Genomic DNA, 19,367 nt, shown 5'->3' on the forward strand with positions numbered 1-19,367 from the left:
ACTACTTTTGGCTTATTGTGGATTTGTCAAAATTAAACTCAAGGAAAAAGTCATTATTTATGAAAAAACATTATTTAATAATGCTGTTACTTTGTTTTATCAGTATAGCTGCACCAACGCAGGTATATGCTGACACTGACGATGATGAAAGTGTCGTGATTGCAGAAGAAGATATATTCTTTCAAAGCATACAAGGCTTAGTGGGTAGCGCGGCAAACATCATTGTCGGTGACGATATTCCTGACAAACCAGATCACCTCATGGCAGTGCTCATGGAAACATACGGCTTCGGGCTAATTTCCTTTGCAATGATATTCATGGTTTTTAGAATGGTGAAGTGGGCTATACAAATGGGCCAAGAAAAAAATGACAACTCAATATTAGATTTTAATTCTGCCCCTTTACCGATTGCATTGTGTGTAATAGCTATGCTCCCTATGAATGATGGTTATTCTCCAATGCAACACGTTGTTATTAAAGTAGCTGGTGAAGGTATTAGCCTTGCTAACAAAGAAACATTTGTTGCCGCAGACTATTTAGAGAAATACGGTAGTTTTACTGTTAACCCAGCGGTAATGAATACATCATTAATAGTAAATAGTGCATTTGAGAGCTCTATTTGTATGAGCTTGATTAACGCAACTACGGGAAAAACAAATGTTGAAATGTCGCGATATGAAGATCAAGATCTAGAAAACAACTACCATAGTTTCAGAGTCTCCTATGACGGCATTTACTCAGAGTCAGAAGCAAGATCTCAATATATGGCAGATGTAGCTTCAGGCGCAATAAATGGGTTAACCAGCTCTCTACCAAAACAAGTGTGTGGCACAAATTCCATAACTTTCGGTGCAATTGATAGAAAATATACTGACGCAGGCCCAGTAATGGATTTTAGGGAGAGGGTAATTGATTCATATAGCGCCATGAATGAAGAAGTGGCACTAATTGCAGCCGGCGCAATTGACTATTATCTTAATCCTGAGTCTCCACGTGTTTTGCCATCATCGATAAAAACTGATTTGCAAGCAGCACGCAACAACTTCGCAATGAAATATAAAAACCACCTAGCAACATTAGTCAAACAAATCCAAACAAGTGCTCAAAGCGAAGATTATGGCCTAGCAAATACAAATGCGACTCAGAGCTTAAGGAAGTATGGTGCAGGTTTCTTGGGAGTGTATTTTTGGGAATATGCAAGACGTAACAGTGTAGTTACAAGTTTAACGGGTTTATCTTCTAGTAGCTCACAACCTAAAGCAAGCAATGTTATTGAGAAAGTCCCAGCTAATATTTACACTGATGTTACAAAAAGGGCAAAAGAAATCCTTGACGGTGTCCGAACAGACTACACAGCACAAGGACCACCAGATTATGTATACAAAAGCGAACAACTGGAGCAAGCTGTAGCAAGGTCATTAGCAGAAAGCGCTGATGCATCCGATCTAAGTTTTGGGTCACACATTTTCAACTTCACATCTTCAGCATTGCTAGATCAATCTGATCCCGTATTAGCTCTCGCAGATATGGGTCACAGCCTTATCGGCTATGGTGAAACTATTTTAACTGTCAGCATGACAACACTTGCGATAGCAAAAGTAACTTCAGCAGCTGGGCATACAGGCGCTGATGCCGCCGCGAACGTACCTGTCCTTGGGGTTGCTGGTATATTAGCCGGTAGGGGAATCGGTTTTAGCGCCGACATTCTAGCCCTTAGTATATCAAATATAATTCCACTAGCTATTGCCTTAATTGTATTCGGAGTTCTGATCGCTTTTTGGATACCATCAATCCCACTTATTCATTGGATTAGTGGCTGCGTTGGGTTTTTAATTGTATTTGTTCAAGCGTTCATATTAGTTCCGCTTCTGGGCCTTGCTCACCTTTTGTCCAGCGAAAAAGGATTGTTAACCGGTAAAACGCAGCATGGTTACATGGCCATCATTCAACTTTTCTCACACTTACCAATTATGGTTATTTCCTTCTTTGCTTCATATTTAATATTTATGGCAGGAGTAAAAATTATACAAATCGTATTTATACCTTTTTTTGAAATTCTGAACGCGAATAGCTGGACCGGAATCATAACTGGTTTAATAATGTTAGCTCTATTCTTCATCGTCAATTTGCAAATCGCTAATAGATGCTTTTCTCTAATCACAGCCATATCAGAAAGAGCGGCTAAGTTCATCGGTGGTGGTGAAGAAATGCTAGGTGATGACAAGGCAGTTGCTCAAGGGCACGGTAACTTTGTCGCTGTCAGCAATAGCGGGAAATCTGGTATGCAAAATGTGGTTAACTCTATAGCTGATAGAAAGAAACATAACAGTAAACAAAAAGAGAAGAATGCACCAGTAGGCAGTGGTGACGAGTACGAAGATAAAGGCGGAAACCAGACACCACAAGGTAAGAATATTAACAGTAAAACTAAATAATAAACAAAATTGATAATAAAAAGTAAGCACCCCTTCGGGGGTGCTCACTCATATATTGAAAAATAGCGGGAGGCGTTCAAAGCTCTGTGTCAGCTACATGGCAGGGCCTATATTTGCGAAGAATCTAGCCTATGCTCGTTCACATATAATTGCTAACGTTTTTTGTAAGATGTTTTACTTATTTTTTCGCCTAATTTAATTAACCCATGATCTAGTGCAGCCCAAACAAGCACACAAAAAACTAGAAGTATGATATAAATAACCGCTCCTATTAATTCCAAATTCATAAATGTGAACTGCTCAATATAGTTAACAATAGCTTTGGTTACAATTATCAAAGCAAACGCTAAAAACCAGAAAAAAAGATTTGCCATAAGGCCTCCTATCAAATAACTTTAAAACTATAATACAATAAGAAATATGTACGCCCAAAAAAGTACCGCAACAAACAAAATACTTAATTCAAATCCATTTTTCTCTTAAATTATATCTAGATAACTAGTACGTTCACTGATTTAAATGCTGCCTTTAGACCTTAACTTTACAACCCATTGAACCAGAAAATACTGCAAACAACCAATCAACCCCAATAAAATAAAGCCACCCAAAACAAACACTACAATTGTTATACGGCCCTTATCAAACCCCGTAAGACCCTCTAACCAAGCACCTATAACAAAAGAAAATAACAACCAACAAATAGAGCAAAACCAAAAAATCAAGCTTTTCATAACGACTCCTTTTATATCCCAAATATCTAAAACCAATACTATACTTAAATCTAAATGACGTCCAAAAAAGTGCCACCTCATAAAAAAGAAGTATTTCTCACCCCTTTTCCAATGAAATATACCACCGGCTGGTACTTCAATGCCCATGACAATGTCATCGAATTTTTATAAAAACCATACTCACCACCAAATGGAAATAAGAAAACTAAGGAAACCAACATACCAAGTAAAACATAGGTTGATTTAACGCTATCAAAAAGTGGTTTAAGTCCTTCGCAAATTAACCGAATAACACCAATTACAGAAAATAATAAACTCAACATTAAAGCTAGCGGTACTGCAACCAACACCCTCACACTATCAACGCCTTGCTCATACATTCCACCTTCTAAATAAAACTCATCTTCATCACCGATTAGCGCTTCACTCATTTCATTTGATAAAACGGTTTTTAGCCACTCCACAAACCTTTCATGGGCACCGGTTCCTTCAAGCAATAAAGATGCGTCAATGTTTAAACTTTCTTTTACAACTTTCGCACCATATTCTGAACGCAAAAACTGCTCAACCCTTTCATCTTCAGGGATATTTATAAACCAGTAAGCAAAGCCAGCTCTTTCATCCATAACGCCACACTCCCTCATAACCTGAACCAGTTGATTCTTGTTAGTAAAATGACCTTTAGAACAATGCCTCTCAAGCACTTGTGTCAATAAGAATTGCTGATATTCTGGAACTTTAATCGCCTTTTTAAAATCGCGTGTGATTATTCTTGGTGGCGTCCCAAAAAAGTGATTAATTACCGCTACATGTTGAACTTGGGTGTAAAAGTAATCTGGATTATTCTTGAATGTGTATTTATTTCTAGCTTCATCTTCAACCCAGTGACAAAGCAGCGAACCTTTTAAAATTGGGTTTTTAGCAACCATGCGGGTGTACTCTAGCCGCCTCCCTGATGTGCAGCCATTATGAAGCCCCCACTCAACAAGCCTTGCTAACCTTCGGAAGTTAGACTTCTGTGCCTTTGCAGCACCATAAGCTCTCCTCTTTAAGGAAAGTACAGCAGAATGTGTTTTTTTAAGACCTTCCCAAGCCTTATCCGGCTGAACCTTTACCTCATTACCGAGCTCAATGTAGGAATCAATTATTTGTTCTAAGCCGTCATAAACCTCTTTTTCTTTCTCTTCTAGTAGCCCTTGATTATTCATCACATACGCATTAGTTATCTCTTTAACGGCAGCGACAATATCAGACCCAACCCCGTACTCGAACATTCTATAACTAGGAAGCATTACCCTTTCAAAATCACTTGCAGCGCCAAAATGACTTAAATTTAAATTATCAGTTGAAGCCCCTACTGCGCTCTGCAACAAAAACGATGCTTGCCTCTGCTCTGCAGTTGAGTTCATCACAATAACGTCTATCACCGCCTTCTGAAGGAAAAAGAACCCCAACCAACATATAACAAGTAGCCACAAAGGAGTGCGCCCACGCTTTTTGAAATAGAAAAAACCAACGAATATAGCTACACCGGTACTGCTAACGCATCGACCAATAAGCTCAGCTGTATCAAAGTGTTCTTTTGTACTTTCTTGGCTGGCCGCTACATCTAGGAGGTAAGAATTAAACACCATCTCAACTAGCACATAAACGGTGAACACAATCAAATTAGCGATATAAAACTTTTTTTCTGTTTTTTCAGTCATAAATCACCTTTACAAACCAAAATAGTTAACTAAAAGAGATTGCTCGCCAAGCAAAGGGATCTTGTCGTAAAGCGTAAAGTACCACTCCCACAGAGTTACCGGTGAGACATACAAACCAATTACAAGTAGCAGCAAAGGCACAGTGATATGGACGGCAAACATTAAGAGGGATGGGAGTAAAATCACTTTCGAAGTCAAAGTTTGAAAATAAGGAAACTTGTTTAACAACAAAAAAGTGAGATAGGAAGCACGGACAGCAAATACGTGAACAAAAGTCCACACGATAACATCAAAGAAAAAAAACAAGAATGAAGACTTGTGCATGCTCCAAGATTGCGCACAAAAGTCGAGATTTTCACCTAGACAATTTAAGACACTTAAATCCATTAATTAGTCACCCCATAACAAACATAGGTCCATTATAGGGTAACTAGAAATTAAATCTTAAAAAGTACCACCCAAATCAAGATATTGATTTTAAAGTAAATTAATCAGTAATGTTTAGTGTAACCACTTTGCCATCAACAATCATTACACCTTTTGAAAGTGATTGCTTCGACTTGTAAATGAAGTAGTTTTGACCGTTATCACCTTCTACCATGACTGGCTCATTAGGGTCGGGTTTTACATAAAACTCATCCTTGGTGATTTGAACCATTTTTTGCTGCCAATCAACGATAAATTTATAACCATAGTTATTGCCAATTCTCGCAAGTACCTTTAACCAATCTTCATTTTCAGCTGAAAAAGAGATTGTATTGTTAGCGTTTAGCTGCTCATCAATGTATGCAGACCAATGTCTAGGTATCAACGTGGCCACGCCATTTTTAAAACTAACATCCTCACCAAAACTCGAAATAGTTTCTGTCTTAACGGGCTCGCCAATTTGAAAAACCAATCCAGAAAATTCGTTTGTAAGCAACCTATAACCATCCGGCGAAATCAATTGGCGCTTTTCCACTGGTGCTACTTTAGGCTTTTCTAACCCTTGGTAGTCAATGTAAAAAGTGGCCGATGCATAGAATGGGCTTGCTATCAAAATAAATAAAGCGAATACTAACTGTATGTTACATCGCATTTTTAACTACTCCTTTTCATTAATGCACCTAACGCCATCTTCGTTTCTTTACGTAATGAAGAAGTAGGTGATTGCACCTGACTTTGTGTTTCATCACCAGATGTTACAGCCGTAACATTTGTTGTTGGTTCAACATTTTCAGCTGAGATAGCAGGCTCATTTTTAATAACCTCGGTAATATCATTACCTATTAGCCCATTAGTTTGAGTTGTATTTTGCATTTTAAGTTGTGCTACGTCACTAATGCCAACTTTCCCCTGCAGAATGCGGTAACCTAATACAAATAAAACCAAGATATATGCGCCACGGTAGATCGGGTTCAACTCTTTAAGAACCATCCCAAGTGCTGTATGAACGAATAAATCGCTGGAACTATACCACCGAAGCTCAAAAAGCTGACTTCTCTGTGTTGTATTGCTAAGAGCGCTATTTAAAGGGTTTCGAACATCAGTTTTAGTGCATAACTCTACAATATCCACATCTTTGTAGAGCAAAAAGGCTGTAAGTACGCTTTGCCTAATAATATCCATTCTGATATTTCTATTTCGCCCTAGTAAATCAGTAGAAATAGCTTGCAGGTCACTATCAGAATCATCTATTGCAAACTGATATCGAACGTATTTTTCACATGCCATCTAAATACGTCATGCACTTAAGCATGCCTCTTACATTAGCAAACTGCGGGTCTTTTGGAATAAAAACAAAACCATCAGCATAATCGTCCAAGTTTAATAACTGCTCCCTTAATGCTTCCGCGCCACCGCCTACGAAGATAATATGATCAAGCGTAGTAGTTACAAGCTCATCAATGAAGTTGTTCAACCGTTTAGCAACATGTTGCTTTGCCTTATTGCATAGCCCCTCACAATCCTTTGACTCGCCCCTGACAGTAAATTTATTCGTGCGCAACGCTTTATCAAGCATATCTTCGCGTATATGTTCCTCATCAATCTCATACGCACTCGACAAATATTGCTTTAGCTTTTTAAATACATCTAATACACCCGTTTTTACGGTATCTGAACCTGGCATATAAATTTCATTAGCTGAATTAATGAAAGATATATCGGTGGTGCCACCGCCTACATCAACAACTAACACACCATTTGAAACTTTATTTACCATTTCGCCGTTTTCATCTACCATCCAATCAACAAACGCTGATAGTGATTCGGCGTAGATAAGATGCTCACGCATAATAGGTGGGTTTTCATTCGCGGCTGCTTTCGCCAGAGGAGTGAGACTGTTTTTTACCTTTTGTATCGTTGCCTCATTTAATTCGCCATCATTATTAAAGTATTGCTTTAATGGTAGGCCTGTAGAAAGTCTAAAATCTAAATCAGCAAAACCAGAGCGGTATACAGCGTTTGAAACGAGCACATTATTCACTTCAGAGTAACAATAAGAGTTGTTTCTGATACTTTCCGGATCAGGAACGTTTTCCCCAACCGTGTAAAACTCACTGTCTATCTCATACAGTCCTGCAGCACCCTTACCAGTAACGCTAACGTTCACTTTTCCAAGTTGAGCTCTTGAAGCGATAGAAGCTGTTTTTATGTAAACTTGACCTTCACTATTTCGCACCCACGCTGCAACTTTGTGGTATGCATAACCATTATCATCCGCAAGATCATACGCTGAAGCTTCATTATGCTTGTAAAGAGCTTCGCCTTCATCCAACAAAATAGACTCCAAAATGATTGAATTTAAAATATTACCCATGAATTAGCCTTCTTCTGCGTTGTTTATTACTGTTAACTGGTCGTTTTCCACCAGCCCAAAACTTACGTGCCCGTTTAACTGAAACTGGCACTGAATAACCTAAATAATCGAGAGATGCGAATAGCGCTAACATGAACAAGCCAAAGTAAAAGGTTGGCTTACTAATATGCAAAGCCATTGGTATAAAAGCCCACACAACTCTTGCGTCTATCTCTACAAAGAATAAATTTATCTTGGCGTAAGGTGATGATGCCCACCATTGAAAGTCATCATACTGTTTCATCAAACCCCCTTAATAATTCAAGCCATTCTGTCAATTCAGAATCAGTGATCTGATTTTCCACGTTAAGCCTTCTTGTTTCATATCCCAAAAATTCAATATCGTCTGCTGATAAATCCTGCGCTAATTCCTCTATACACACATCGATACTCAACAGGCCTTCTGAAAATTTTTTAAAAATACTCGATTTGATAGATAAACCGGTTGATTCGATATGCTCGCTTAAAAAACGTGTAAGGCTTTCTTCCTCTTTAGCAATAATGGAATACATTTTCATTTGTAAAGTTCGAGTAATATGTAGCTCTTCCATAACAGCAACACGCCCACCACCGCGCTTGTTTAATAAACGTTGATGGATAATAGATTTGGTAGAGCCAGCTAATTTCAACAGTTTTGATTTTTGCTGCTCTGCGGGTAAATCATCAACTAATCTTTCTAACGCATTCGAACAATTGTTTGTATGGCCTGTAGCAAAAACCAAGTGGCCTGTTTGAGCTGCCAAAATCCCTGCATCAATTGATTCGGCATCACGAAGCTCACCTAGCAAAATGATGTCAGGTGAACGTCTTAGCATGTGTTTGATGAATTTACTGAATGAAACGACATTGGTCCCTAGCTCACTTTGTATAACCCTTGATAGACGATTCTTAACTTGTTTAAGGTCATATTCAATTGGATCTTCAACCGTGAGTATATGCTTGCGCATTGTCTGGATAATGTATTTAAACAATGAGGCTATTAATGTTGTCTTACCTGAACCTGTCGGGCCTGTCACCAAGACCAGACCATCTTTATTCTTTGTTACATCAATAATACGCTGTGGTAGTTTTAATTCTTGAACCGATGGTGGTTCCCCCTCGGTAGGACGAAGCACAACTTCAATACCTTCATTTATCGCTGTTACGCTATTGCCTGCGCTTGCATCAACCCTGAACCGAAGTTTTTCATCTTTACCAAACAGAAATGAATAGGCGAACCCAAAAGGCCTACCGCTTCTTAATTCTGTTTGAGCTGATGTTTGATAGATATCCTTAAGCAATTGAGCCAATTCGTTATAAGAAATATCTCTACGAGAAACGTTGTGTGTGATGTTATCTTTCTTAATACCTAGTGGTTCATTTGACTCAAGAAAAATATCATTTGCACCGACCTCTTTCACAGCCCATACCAAAAAGTTATTAAAGTCTGATTCCGTAAAACCGATCTGAGGACAGTCTTTCCACTCATAAGTTAATTCATCTTGACTATTCATGAGCACCACCTTTATTAAATACAGGCTTCCAATCGGTTACTTTATTGAAACGCGAGTCGAGCTGTATCGAATATTTAACATCATTCAAGTTAATAGTTTTCCCTGAATCCAACAGCATTACACTTGACTCATTTTTTATTAACTTTGGCAATTTCACTATATTTTGAGCAAGTAAATAGCGAAAGCGATACAGCCCAGCTACGTCTTTACTTAATTTATTAAGGTCACTTGAGAAAATACTGTTAGCTTGTTCCACTCCACGAAACCACCCACGTTTAAATTCACTTGCCCACAATTCGCTTTCTTGATTTGTTCTAGGGTAAGAGTTCCGAATAGGTTTCCTTGGTTTCGCTATATTGCGAACTAAATAGTCACGCCATGTAGGGACTTGTGAAACTATTTTAGGTGGTTTATCCAAAGTGTATGACATATGAACCGATCGTGCTTCGCGGTCACTGCTTTTTACATATATACGCTCTGCTTCGAGCACGGTAGGCATGAGCATTTTGCCGTCAATCACAAACTTAGATAGGCTTATAGCTTTATTGATAACAAATGATTTCTCATTCAGAAGAGCTTGAATTTCATTGTTTCTGTAATAAGCACCTTCTTGCATTCCCCAAGAATAGGCATCAACAGCAACCGCATTTAAGCGCATTTCCTTTGCTTCAACCTCAGCCAACTCACTTATTTCTGTATGAGAATTTCCAATCGACTTTGATAGCATTTCTTTAGCTTGTTGTGGAAGCTCATCTTTTGAATAGATCGGAAATGAAATAGCCATAATCATCGCAGATATAACGTATTTACTCGCTCGCATATTCCACCTGTATGACTTTTTCTTTCATCTTAAGTGTAACTTTTGCGCGTTGTCTGGCTTGATTACCTGCATCAGCAAGTATGTCGATTAATTTTCTGCGTTTTGTATCTACATAAACAATAATCCCGTTCGATGGCCTAACATTAAGGTATCTAGGCGGGTTTAGACCTGCGATTTCTGATATTTGCTCTAACAAAGGCTCTATTGGGCCTACCCATTGATCACCTAGTGAGTAATACGCATCCAAAGACGGGATGAAATGCATATCAAAATCACCAATTCGCTCACTGCCTGCCTCTATATAACGAGCAGACTCAATTTCATACAACTTGCGCTCATATTCAGAAATATCCTTTGCCACTTGTAAAAGTTGAGCGATAGCAGGATCTGGCTCGTCAACGACAATATTTTTTTTGCTTGAAGCACAGCCTGCAATAACCAACAAGCAAAGTGAAATCGATATTTTTATGCAACGCATTTAAACACTCATTATTTAATAAATTTTCTCAACCCAAAACAGCTGTTCATTTAATTTTAAACATACCCAATAAGCCAGTAGCGATTCCTAAAAAAGCAGTCATATCGCCTTGTTGGGAGGGGTTTCCACTCAGCAAGGTTGCGTTCCAGCTTATTCAGGTAGTGTACTCGCTTTATTTGGCGGCGTGATTACCTAGTTAGGCAGTGATATCGCCCTTCTAGAAAGCCTCTAATGTTTTCAGCCTTATTAAACAACATTATTTTTAGCGCTCAACAAAAAAGTGATTATTTTGCAATTTAGATGATGTTGCTATTCACCTATTTTGATATTTTCAAAAATAGGGGGAGTATTATGTTTCCAGAAGATAGAACACGAACAATTGATACAGAAAAGAAGTACATCATCAGAGCCAACCAATGGGTAAGCCGCTATTTTAATAATTCATCGGCACAAGAGTTAGACGGTGAATTTATTGACTATGTTGTTAACCAAACAAGAAACAAAAGCTTTTCTAACTGGCGTTTAGTTAAAGCTAGCTTAATTCATTACTTAAATCACATTGGAAAGAATGAGTTAGCTAATCAATTAAGTGACATTGATGGTACTCATACGGACCGCAACTGTCTGATAAAAAGGACTTCTGCAAAAAAGAAAAAATCTGTTAGTGAAAAAGAAGCCGAACAAATTTCAAAATACTTGTTTTCCCAAATCAAACACAATGCAGCAGGCAAGTATGACAAGCTCACTCTTGCTATGTTTAACGCAATACTATGCGTTGGCTTAAGGCCACTGGAATGGTGTACTTGTGAATTGATCGATGAATGCATTGATGGTGTTGATGTTGAGCCGCCTATGCTCAAGGTGAAAAATGCTAAAGCGACAAATGGCAGGAGCTTTGATGAATATAGGTATGTGGGCTTGTCTATGTTAGACAAGTATCAGATGAGCTTTATTTCATTAACGATTACGCTACTGTCAGAGCTAACTAATATTGAAGAAAAACAAGTATATGTTACGATGGCAAGCCGCAGGCTAAGAGCTATATACACAAAATTTTACCCAAAGGCTCAAGAGAAAGTCACTATGTATAGTGGTCGGCATCAACTTATCGCAAACTTGAAAGTTGCAGGCTATTCTAAAGTTGAAATTGCAAGCGTTGTAGGTCATGGCAATGACCTTACGGCTGGTACTCATTATGCAAGAAAAGCCAGAGGCAACCGTTCGGTAAACCTCCCTTTACCCGATAAAGCAGCGATGAATAAAATTAAAGTGATCGAAAGTAAATTCAACATAAATAAAATACAATCGCCAAACACAGATCAAAGCAAAATTAAATAAGTAGAATTCCTTTTTACGGCATGAAACAGCAACAGTTCACTTCCGATTATTAGCCGCACTTTCCCCGTTCAGCAAGTAGTTTAAATAGAAAAATGACTACCCAACCATTCTAAGCCTGAACATATAACAACTGGATAGCCAATACGGGCTAGTAGCTCTAAATTTACGCAATTGATATAAGTACTGAAACCGGTCTAGGTAGCTTCTTTTGTAAAAACGTACTTTTAACAAGCGTTCTATTTCCCACAAGAACCATTATTGTTATGCGTGTAAATTTCGATCGTCCAGTATGTACTCCCTTGAGAATCTGTATGCTTTTTAGGGTTCTTGCTAGTAGAAGAATAATTGACTAAACCTGATCACGGGAGGTATCTGTTATGAAAATTTTAGATTTTAGTCTCGTTTCAATAAGTCAAGCAGCACACTTTTATGGCGTATCTGTTCCTACAATGCGAAGGTGGGATGCGCAAGGCAGGTTAAAACCATATTGTAGAACGTTTGGAAATCATCGCCGCTATCGGCTTTCTGCTACCGATAAAATTAAAGTTGGGTATGCGAGAGTCAGCTCTCACGATTAAAAGAAAGATCTGCAAACACAAGCTCAATTCCTAGCTTCTAAATGCGATATAGTGCTTCAAGTTCTGGGTTCGGGCTTGAATTGTAAGAAACCAAGGTTACGTAAGTTAGTGAGCCTTTTATTGAACCAACAAATATCAGAACTTCATCTCACTCATAAGGATAGGTTATTACGCTTCGGTCACGAGTTGATTTACCAATTGTGTCGGTGGTCTGGTTGTAAGGTTGTTGTCCATAATGAGGCTGAGCAAGTTAGCTTTGAGCAGGAGTTGGTTAAAGATGTCATCACTTTAATGACCGTGTTTTCGGCCAGGTTATATGGTAAGCGCTCGCATCAAAACAAGAAATTAAAGCAAGTAGCTTGACTACTGTATAAACCACTGTGCATTGAGGTGCGTGAAACTAGCATTTAAAACTCAATTAGTTCTAAACAACAAGCAAAAAACCTACATGCAAAAGGCATGTGGCGTATCCCGTTTTGCTTGGAATTGGGGCTTAGATGCATGGAATAAGCAATATAAAGCATACATTGATTCAGGTAAGAAAAAAGAGCTAAAGCCAAGCGGTATGATGCTCAAGAAGCAGCTCAATGCGATTAAAAAATCTGAATATCCTTGGATGTACGAAGTCACCAAATACGCCTCTCAACAACCTTTTATTTTTCTTCAACGCGCATGGTCTGATTATTTTAAAAAGAAAACCATGAACGGAAAGCCCGTAGGTAAACCGCGTTTTAAAAAGAAAGGTAAATCGACAGATTCATTTTATGTGGGTGGCGACCAAGTTGTTTTGAAAAACAATACGGTAAAAATTCCAAACTTGGGTTGGGTCAAAATGGCCGAACCTTTGAAATATGGTGGTCATATTAACTCTATGACCATAACTCGCGTTGCAGACAAGTGGTATGTCTCGTTTTCAATAGATGTTGAGGTTTCATTCATACGAAGTGAAAACCAAGCAAGTGTCGGTGTAGATCTTGGCATCAAAGAATTGGCAACATTAAGTCGCGGTAATGTTCGTTACTGGCGCACACCAAAACCTCTGCAACACTCACTTAGGAAGCTTGCCCGGTATCAGCGCAGATTGGCGAAAAAAGTAAAAGGCTCTAATGGCTTTAAAATGCTTAAGATGAAAATAGCCAAACTTCATAAACGGATTGCTGATATTCGAAGGGATTGTCTACACCAACTCAGTTCTTATTTGGTGAAAAACTTTGGCCAAATCGTCATTGAAGACCTGAATGTTAAAGGGATGATGGCGAATAGAAGGCTTGCCCGACATATTGCAGATGTTGGTTTTTACGAGCTACGCAGGCAGTTGGATTACAAGTCAAAGTGGTATCAAGTGATACTTCAGGTGGCCGACAGGTGGTTTCCTTCAAGTAAATTGTGTTCTGATTGTGGGCATAAGCATACAGAGCTCGCTCTGTCAGATAGAATATTTAAGTGTCCAGCCTGTGATAGTTCGAAATGCCGAGATCATAACGCGAGTTTAAATTTAGAAAATTATACGGCATGCTCAGCCGGAAGTTACGCTGTGGGAGATGTCGGCTCTGCACAAGCTGCTTAAGCAAGTGTAACCAGCATCATTGAAAGCAGAATTAATCGCCAAGCCTGTGATCAGCTTTGGGTAAGTATTTTTGGGCGGAGTATGAACCTATATTTTAACTTTAATTCCCTTTTAAACTTCAACATACACCTACTTTACTACAGTGCAATACCGTGCATTTCATTATTTTACTCTACTTTTTAGCAGACTATCCCCGCTGAAGCCCTTGTATTACGAGGCCTAGCCCAACAAGGCGCAATGCATACCTTGTTAGACAAAGTCGTGGCCTATCTGGGATGTTTAAAAGCTTTGTCAGGCGCTATATTTCCTCAACTAGGAGGTTAGCCCCCTTAGCTAGTCGGGCTTTGCCCTTAGCTAGGATTTTCCTAATTCATTTATTAAATAACACCTCTACACCCTTGTAATACAGGGGGTTAATTAGTTCAGCTCACCAGTCTATTTCTGTTATTAACTTAATACACAACGCTATATATATTCAATGCACCCCAAAACACAATAACTTAGCGCTCAGGAAAATATGTGAAGTAACATGGGTAGGAAGCATAAAACAGTTCACAGAAATAGCGTTTTAAGCCATAAAAAACAACAATTGCCCCTTATAGAGCGAATTAAGGTGTACAAACTTGTGAAGTAACATGCATTTTTTATAGTAAATTAAGTGGTATCTGCGTGTTACAAAATGTGAAGTAACATGGGTAGGGAATGAAAAAGACTGTTTTTGATAGTCAGCGATAGCGTAACATCAAAAAGAGGCGGTCCTCTTAGTTCAAAACAAACACTTTAGAGTAAAAAGCTAGTGTTGCGTGTACATGCAGCTACAGCACACTCGATAGCACGCTCAGAGCTTTCGCCTTTAAACACCGTATTCGTATCACCCTGCCTCTCCAACCCACCTACCTGTAACTGGCTAATTAGTTCTCGGTTAGGCTGTTGAAAAAAGGAAACGGTTAACTCACCTTTCTCATCGTCAACAGATACCTTTGCTGTATCTAAGTTGTATTCCTTCGGTTGCACAGGCTTCTTTTTCTTTCCAGGCTTAACGGGCTTGGCAGAATAATCGATGTTTAGCAATTCCGCTTTGGTGATTGTTCCATTCCAAATCGAAACCTTTTTAATTCGCCAGCCACCATAAGTAGATCCCTTCATCAAAAACGTGCCTCGGCCCATAGAATAATTTTCTCTATGCTCCGCTTTTTCATCTGCTTCAGATAAATATTTTGTCGGCTCAAATCTAGCTGCCGCCTTTCGCATTTCAGGAAATAGATTTCGAGTATGTTTAGAGAAAGCCAAAAGAACTCGCCTTTTAGTTTCCGAACCATAATAGTCATCGTTATGGCCGCACTTATCTTCTAATAACTCCGCAATGATCACCGACTTACTTCCAGTGGGAATCAATTTTTTAAACTCATCATCAAAAGCCTGCTGTTCTTCAGCTTGCTTTTGCATTCTAGCTTTACCAGCTTCTACGATAGCATCACGTTCTGCTTTTAATTTTGCCTTAAGACCGGAAACCTGCTGCAGTGATAACTTAAAGTCCATAATGTCACCAACTGCAGGGGTGCACTCCTTATACATAATGTTAAGCGTCACCCATTTACGTTCGCAACGGTTGAATACTAATAACTCAACCATGTATGTATTAACAGTGCTCGACACGTACCCTAACTGATTACCACCACGGTACCGATAATACACCGGCTTACCTACGGTGTCCGAAAACACTTGCTCACCAGCTTTAGGAAATACAGCAGCGCACATTATGTCGCGAATTTTTCTATAGGTTGCACTTTGCTCAAGGTAAGCCCAACTATTGCTCTGCCAATAGAAAGCTAAATCAATTACATTCTCCGGCGTGTCAGTATCATCTGTTAATAAAAAAGAGGGCTGCACATTTTCGCTATAGCGCTCATTGTTGGTTTTTACATTTTGATTATGTAAAAGCTCACCAATCATTTGCGCCGAACCTAAATTTTGCTCGCTTGCAAAATTTGCCAAAATTGAAATTTGCTCATTAGATAGAATAGAAACAGACATAACCGAACTCCTTAATAAGTTACGATTAAGATACCAGGGTGTTTAAATCCACCAGAAAAAGTGCGGGTACTTTACCCTTTATTAAAAATATAATTGAGCGATAGCGATTATATGAAAAGCTTAAACCGGACGGCTTAAGCTGCATGTTGCTTGTTTTTTGAAAGGAGGTTGAAAGTTAAAATATCAATGATGCACTTAGCGATAATTTCAAACAGTGAAACTATCACCCCGTTACCAAGAACTTGGTGGGCGACTGTTTCTGATAAACCATTAACAATGCGTTCAGGGGCCTTTTTAATCCGTGCATGTTCGAGAGCGTTAAATAATCGAGATAGCAATGGGTTCGTTGGATGTTGCAACCTTGGCTCTGTACTTCTTGCTTTTGCGTACCCTGCACCAATAGTTCCACAACTTACTGCATCTTTATTTAAGATTTGCATTGCAAAACCTTTCCCACTTGCAGCGTCTCTTTTAGCTTTGTCTTTAAGGTAAGTCACTTCCTTCCAAGAATCGTGATCTAATGGCAAATCATCCAATACAGAACTTAACGGTGTAGGGCCAGTTTTGCCCGCTTCGATCTCTTTATCAATCAAGCCAAGTAAATCACCCTTGTTAAGGCCTTTACTGATTGCAATACACACCATGCGCTCACGAGACTCTGATGCACCGAAATCAAGGCCGTTATAAACATTGGTCAACAAGTCATAACCCAAGCCACCCATTACCGATTTGATAATCGAGAATGACGCAGTGTTCATGTACTGTTTTACGTTCTCCATAATGCAGATTGCAGGGTTACTCCCCTTTACTATATTAAGAAAGTTAAAAAAGCAGGCCCCAGCACTTTCGTGATCTTCTGCGTGTTGCAGTTTATTTTTAGACCTTCCCGACAATGAGGCTCCTGTGCAAGGGATACCCCCGCTGAGCACATGAACTTGTGGCATAGCATGAGCATGAACATCCGCAACATCTGAATTTACAAAGATGGTGTTTTCATCAAACAGGTGTGCGTTATTTCGAATACTTGAATTTAAATACCGCTCATCTATTTCCACGGCAAAAGAAATAACACTAGCGATACCTGATTTTTTAAACCCTTCATGAATAGCATGGTCCATCAAGCCACCACCGTGGAATACAGCACCCTTCTTAAGCGCTCCATTCTTAAGCGCTTCTAAGAAACTTGCCTCACGCTGCCTAATTGCAGTTTCACCTTGGTGGACTTTAATGACAATAGAGCCTTTCTGTATGGCAATACGAAGCTTGGCGTTGGCATCAAATAAGTTAGATAGCTCTTTAGTGTTTATATCAATCACATTCACGCGCTCGCCGCGCTTCATCTTAGAGCTTACTACATACTTACCCTCATCATGTAAGCGTAAGATGAGTTTATCCTCCTGCCAAATCCGGTTGTAACGTCTATAGCTTTCACTTACCCCTAGCTCACTCAGTAAGCCATCATCTAAGTAGATGCGGGGTGACCCTTTATGCTCGGTCAAGTTTCGATTAATTAGTGCAGGCATAATCAGCTCCATAAAATAAATAAGGTTGATTTAGCTAATGTACTCCACCAGCGATAATGAGCAGCGTAAGTACCTAGAGAAAGAAAGGCCCTCTTTGCAATTTGGGTGAGGGCCTTTGGTCGGGAAGAATTATTAACGAGCTAGAACGTATATCTCGTAACCATCACCAAAAGCAGACGGCCATACCCCAAAATCTGTGATGACTTTATTGGTGAACAGCTCACTCTTGCCATTGCAAATATCGGTGTATGCTTTACTCGCTCTCGCTCGCGCCTCTGATTTAAACGCGCGACCAGTTGATGTAACAATAGTGGCGCTTATTTTGAGCTTGTCAGTGAGTGTTGCATTTGCCATTTGTGTGCGAAGCCATTCACTGGCTGATTTTTTTGGGTTTTTATAACCTGTGCCAATAATTGAGCTTGCCTTTACGCGCCCACCTAATAATGCGTCGAGTTTTTCTGCGTGGTTACTCATACTTTATCCCCCAAACGGTATCGGCAATTAAGCCGACACTTCTGAGATTACAATGTCTGCTTGGTCAACGACTTTGCGTTCACCACCAATTTGTACAGTAGCCTTACCGTTAGCAAGGTAGTTTAAAACGAAACATTTAATTGAATTGTAAGTAGTCATGTTGCTCTCCTTTGATTAAAAGTAACTGAGTGCCCTCAGCTGTTGTAACTAAGGTATCAATTGGTGGTAACTACGCAGAATAAGTACCGAACACCTTCCCTTTATCTGACTTGTTTTATTAATAGAGGCGATAGCCGATAAGTGGCGATTAAAAAAGGCCATTATTAATGGCCTATTTATGTGATTTGTTAAGTAGGTTTTAAACTTGTATAGCTGTCAACGTGCTCTATAAGCATTTCATGCATTTCTTCACTTAGAATATGCTCACTATTATTTGCACATACGAACTCATCGTAGCCGTTCGTTTTAATGCCCAGGTCAACGATTGCACCAGAGCCAAACACACGACTAGTTGTGCGACTGTCCTCTACGCGGTTATGTAGAATCTCACCGCCACATACAGTACATGATAACTGTTTAACGAGATCAGATTCATTCTCACATTTACGTATTGCATCGCAAACCGAAATGTTTTGGTACACACCAAGGATTTTTCCTTCACTGCATATTTTACTAAGCAGTATTGTAAATTCCGCCCTCACTTCACTTTCAGATCCTGACGAACTGACAGTTTGAGTGTGAGGGGTTGATAGCATGCCTAACGCATAAACAATGACGAAGTCGTGTTTGTAATCTAACATTTTATTTCCTAAAAAAAGGCCACCCGTAGGCGGCTAACAGGGGAAGTGTTTGTTTATATCAGCACACCCATACCTACAAAGTGGCTTTACTTGAATAGGCAGCAACTAAATAAGGCTTAAGCTCCACCAGCAACATCTCTCTTGCTTCAGTTAAAGCTGGCTCAGTTTGCTTGTCTGCGAGAGACGATTGAACTTCACTTAAACAGTAAGCAAGAAATGAAGCGGGGTCGTTTATGCCCAAACAAGCTTTGAATTGGCTTTGTGTCTCACGAAAGAAATGAAATAAGGTTCTTTCTCTTTTAGCTTGCTGCCCATATTCTGCGGCTTTATGAGCATCATGTGCGCTGCACGCTTTTTGCGCTTCAGTATTGGCGTTATAGTTCTCAACTGCTTTTTTGACTTGACCTTCTAAGAACGTCTCAAATTTAGTCATTGCATTTCCTGTATGTCGTTTGCTTTTGATGTAACCAAGGTATCAATTAGCTAAGATTGTGCAGAGAAAGTGCGGGGTGGCTTACCTTTATCTAAATAAAGCCTATTGATAGAGGCGA

At 39.3% G+C, this 19,367-nt stretch carries 20 protein-coding genes and 1 pseudogene; 4 read left to right on the plus strand and 17 right to left on the minus strand.

From position 1 onward, the window contains the following. Positions 1–59: 59 nt before the first annotated feature. Positions 60–2,435 (plus strand): DotA/TraY family protein, encoded by a 2,376-nt coding sequence (locus HUS62_RS09615; RefSeq protein ID WP_175079341.1) that lies wholly within the window; start codon positions 60–62, stop codon positions 2,433–2,435. Between the two features lie 152 nt (positions 2,436–2,587). Here the strand turns inward: HUS62_RS09615 and HUS62_RS09620 are convergent, their stop codons facing one another. The 11 genes from HUS62_RS09620 to HUS62_RS09670 form a co-directional block, all read right to left on the minus strand. Next, the gene (locus tag HUS62_RS09620) at positions 2,588–2,809 is read right to left on the minus strand and encodes a hypothetical protein (protein WP_175079342.1); all 222 of its coding nucleotides are present in this window, start codon (positions 2,807–2,809) and stop codon (positions 2,588–2,590) included. Positions 2,810–2,950: 141 nt separating this feature from the next. After that, positions 2,951–3,166, minus strand: coding sequence for a hypothetical protein (locus HUS62_RS09625; RefSeq protein ID WP_175079343.1), 216 nt, complete (start codon positions 3,164–3,166; stop codon positions 2,951–2,953). Positions 3,167–3,243: 77 nt separating this feature from the next. Next, positions 3,244–4,872: a hypothetical protein gene (locus HUS62_RS09630; RefSeq protein WP_175079344.1), complete on the minus strand. Its 1,629-nt coding sequence runs from the start codon at positions 4,870–4,872 to the stop codon at positions 3,244–3,246. A gap of 9 nt (positions 4,873–4,881) precedes the next feature. Further along, a complete protein-coding gene (locus HUS62_RS09635; protein WP_175079345.1) occupies positions 4,882–5,259 on the minus strand; it encodes a hypothetical protein in 378 nt (125 codons plus the stop codon). Positions 5,260–5,359: 100 nt separating this feature from the next. After that, entirely contained in the window at positions 5,360–5,950 is a 591-nt protein-coding gene (locus HUS62_RS09640) for a hypothetical protein (RefSeq protein WP_175079346.1), read from the minus strand. Positions 5,951–5,952: 2 nt separating this feature from the next. After that, positions 5,953–6,585, minus strand: a complete 633-nt coding sequence (locus HUS62_RS09645; RefSeq protein ID WP_175079347.1) for a hypothetical protein — start codon at positions 6,583–6,585, stop codon at positions 5,953–5,955. Next, the gene (parM, locus tag HUS62_RS09650; RefSeq protein ID WP_175079348.1) at positions 6,575–7,672 is read right to left on the minus strand and encodes a ParM/StbA family protein; all 1,098 of its coding nucleotides are present in this window, start codon (positions 7,670–7,672) and stop codon (positions 6,575–6,577) included. Before parM ends, HUS62_RS09645 begins: the two co-directional genes overlap by 11 nt. Then, positions 7,665–7,955: an IcmT/TraK family protein gene (gene icmT / locus HUS62_RS09655; RefSeq protein ID WP_175079349.1), complete on the minus strand. Its 291-nt coding sequence runs from the start codon at positions 7,953–7,955 to the stop codon at positions 7,665–7,667. The genes parM and icmT overlap by 8 nt, the downstream gene beginning before the upstream one ends. Continuing rightward, a complete protein-coding gene (locus HUS62_RS09660; protein WP_175079350.1) occupies positions 7,942–9,204 on the minus strand; it encodes a type IV pilus twitching motility protein PilT in 1,263 nt (420 codons plus the stop codon). The genes icmT and HUS62_RS09660 overlap by 14 nt, the downstream gene beginning before the upstream one ends. After that, positions 9,197–10,024, minus strand: a complete 828-nt coding sequence (locus HUS62_RS09665; RefSeq protein ID WP_175079351.1) for a type IV secretory system conjugative DNA transfer family protein — start codon at positions 10,022–10,024, stop codon at positions 9,197–9,199. The genes HUS62_RS09660 and HUS62_RS09665 overlap by 8 nt, the downstream gene beginning before the upstream one ends. After that, positions 10,011–10,502: a DotD/TraH family lipoprotein gene (locus HUS62_RS09670; RefSeq protein ID WP_175079352.1), complete on the minus strand. Its 492-nt coding sequence runs from the start codon at positions 10,500–10,502 to the stop codon at positions 10,011–10,013. The genes HUS62_RS09665 and HUS62_RS09670 overlap by 14 nt, the downstream gene beginning before the upstream one ends. Before the next feature lie 351 nt (positions 10,503–10,853). Between HUS62_RS09670 and HUS62_RS09675 the strand changes: the two genes are divergently transcribed. The 3 genes and pseudogenes from HUS62_RS09675 to HUS62_RS09685 all read left to right on the plus strand — a co-directional run bounded on the left by HUS62_RS09675 (position 10,854) and on the right by HUS62_RS09685 (position 13,985). Then, positions 10,854–11,840 (plus strand): site-specific integrase, encoded by a 987-nt coding sequence (locus HUS62_RS09675; protein WP_175079353.1) that lies wholly within the window; start codon positions 10,854–10,856, stop codon positions 11,838–11,840. Positions 11,841–12,217: 377 nt separating this feature from the next. After that, positions 12,218–12,781, plus strand: a pseudogene (locus tag HUS62_RS09680) (IS607 family transposase). Between the two features lie 31 nt (positions 12,782–12,812). After that, a complete protein-coding gene (locus HUS62_RS09685) occupies positions 12,813–13,985 on the plus strand; it encodes an RNA-guided endonuclease TnpB family protein (RefSeq protein ID WP_175079354.1) in 1,173 nt (390 codons plus the stop codon). A gap of 780 nt (positions 13,986–14,765) precedes the next feature. Here the strand turns inward: HUS62_RS09685 and HUS62_RS09690 are convergent. The 6 genes from HUS62_RS09690 to HUS62_RS09710 all read right to left on the minus strand — a co-directional run bounded on the left by HUS62_RS09690 (position 14,766) and on the right by HUS62_RS09710 (position 19,249). Next, a complete protein-coding gene (locus HUS62_RS09690; RefSeq protein ID WP_175079355.1) occupies positions 14,766–16,019 on the minus strand; it encodes a hypothetical protein in 1,254 nt (417 codons plus the stop codon). A 134-nt stretch (positions 16,020–16,153) separates the two neighbouring features. Next, complete coding sequence (locus HUS62_RS09695; protein WP_175079356.1) at positions 16,154–17,542, minus strand: DNA cytosine methyltransferase; 1,389 nt, start codon at positions 17,540–17,542, stop codon at positions 16,154–16,156. 132 nt (positions 17,543–17,674) lie between these two features. Beyond that, a complete protein-coding gene (locus HUS62_RS09700) occupies positions 17,675–18,016 on the minus strand; it encodes a hypothetical protein (RefSeq protein ID WP_175079357.1) in 342 nt (113 codons plus the stop codon). A 27-nt stretch (positions 18,017–18,043) separates the two neighbouring features. Further along, positions 18,044–18,175, minus strand: a complete 132-nt coding sequence (locus HUS62_RS23100) for a hypothetical protein (protein WP_258536750.1) — start codon at positions 18,173–18,175, stop codon at positions 18,044–18,046. A gap of 188 nt (positions 18,176–18,363) precedes the next feature. Then, the gene (locus HUS62_RS09705; RefSeq protein ID WP_175079358.1) at positions 18,364–18,657 is read right to left on the minus strand and encodes a hypothetical protein; all 294 of its coding nucleotides are present in this window, start codon (positions 18,655–18,657) and stop codon (positions 18,364–18,366) included. A 232-nt stretch (positions 18,658–18,889) separates the two neighbouring features. Beyond that, on the minus strand, positions 18,890–19,249 hold the full coding sequence (locus tag HUS62_RS09710; protein ID WP_175079359.1) for a hypothetical protein: 360 nt from the start codon (positions 19,247–19,249) through the stop codon (positions 18,890–18,892). Positions 19,250–19,367: the final 118 nt, after the last annotated feature.

It is taken from the genome of Pseudoalteromonas sp. 0303 (genome assembly GCF_013349995.1).
In the GTDB taxonomy this organism is placed as follows: Bacteria; Pseudomonadota; Gammaproteobacteria; order Enterobacterales; family Alteromonadaceae; genus Pseudoalteromonas.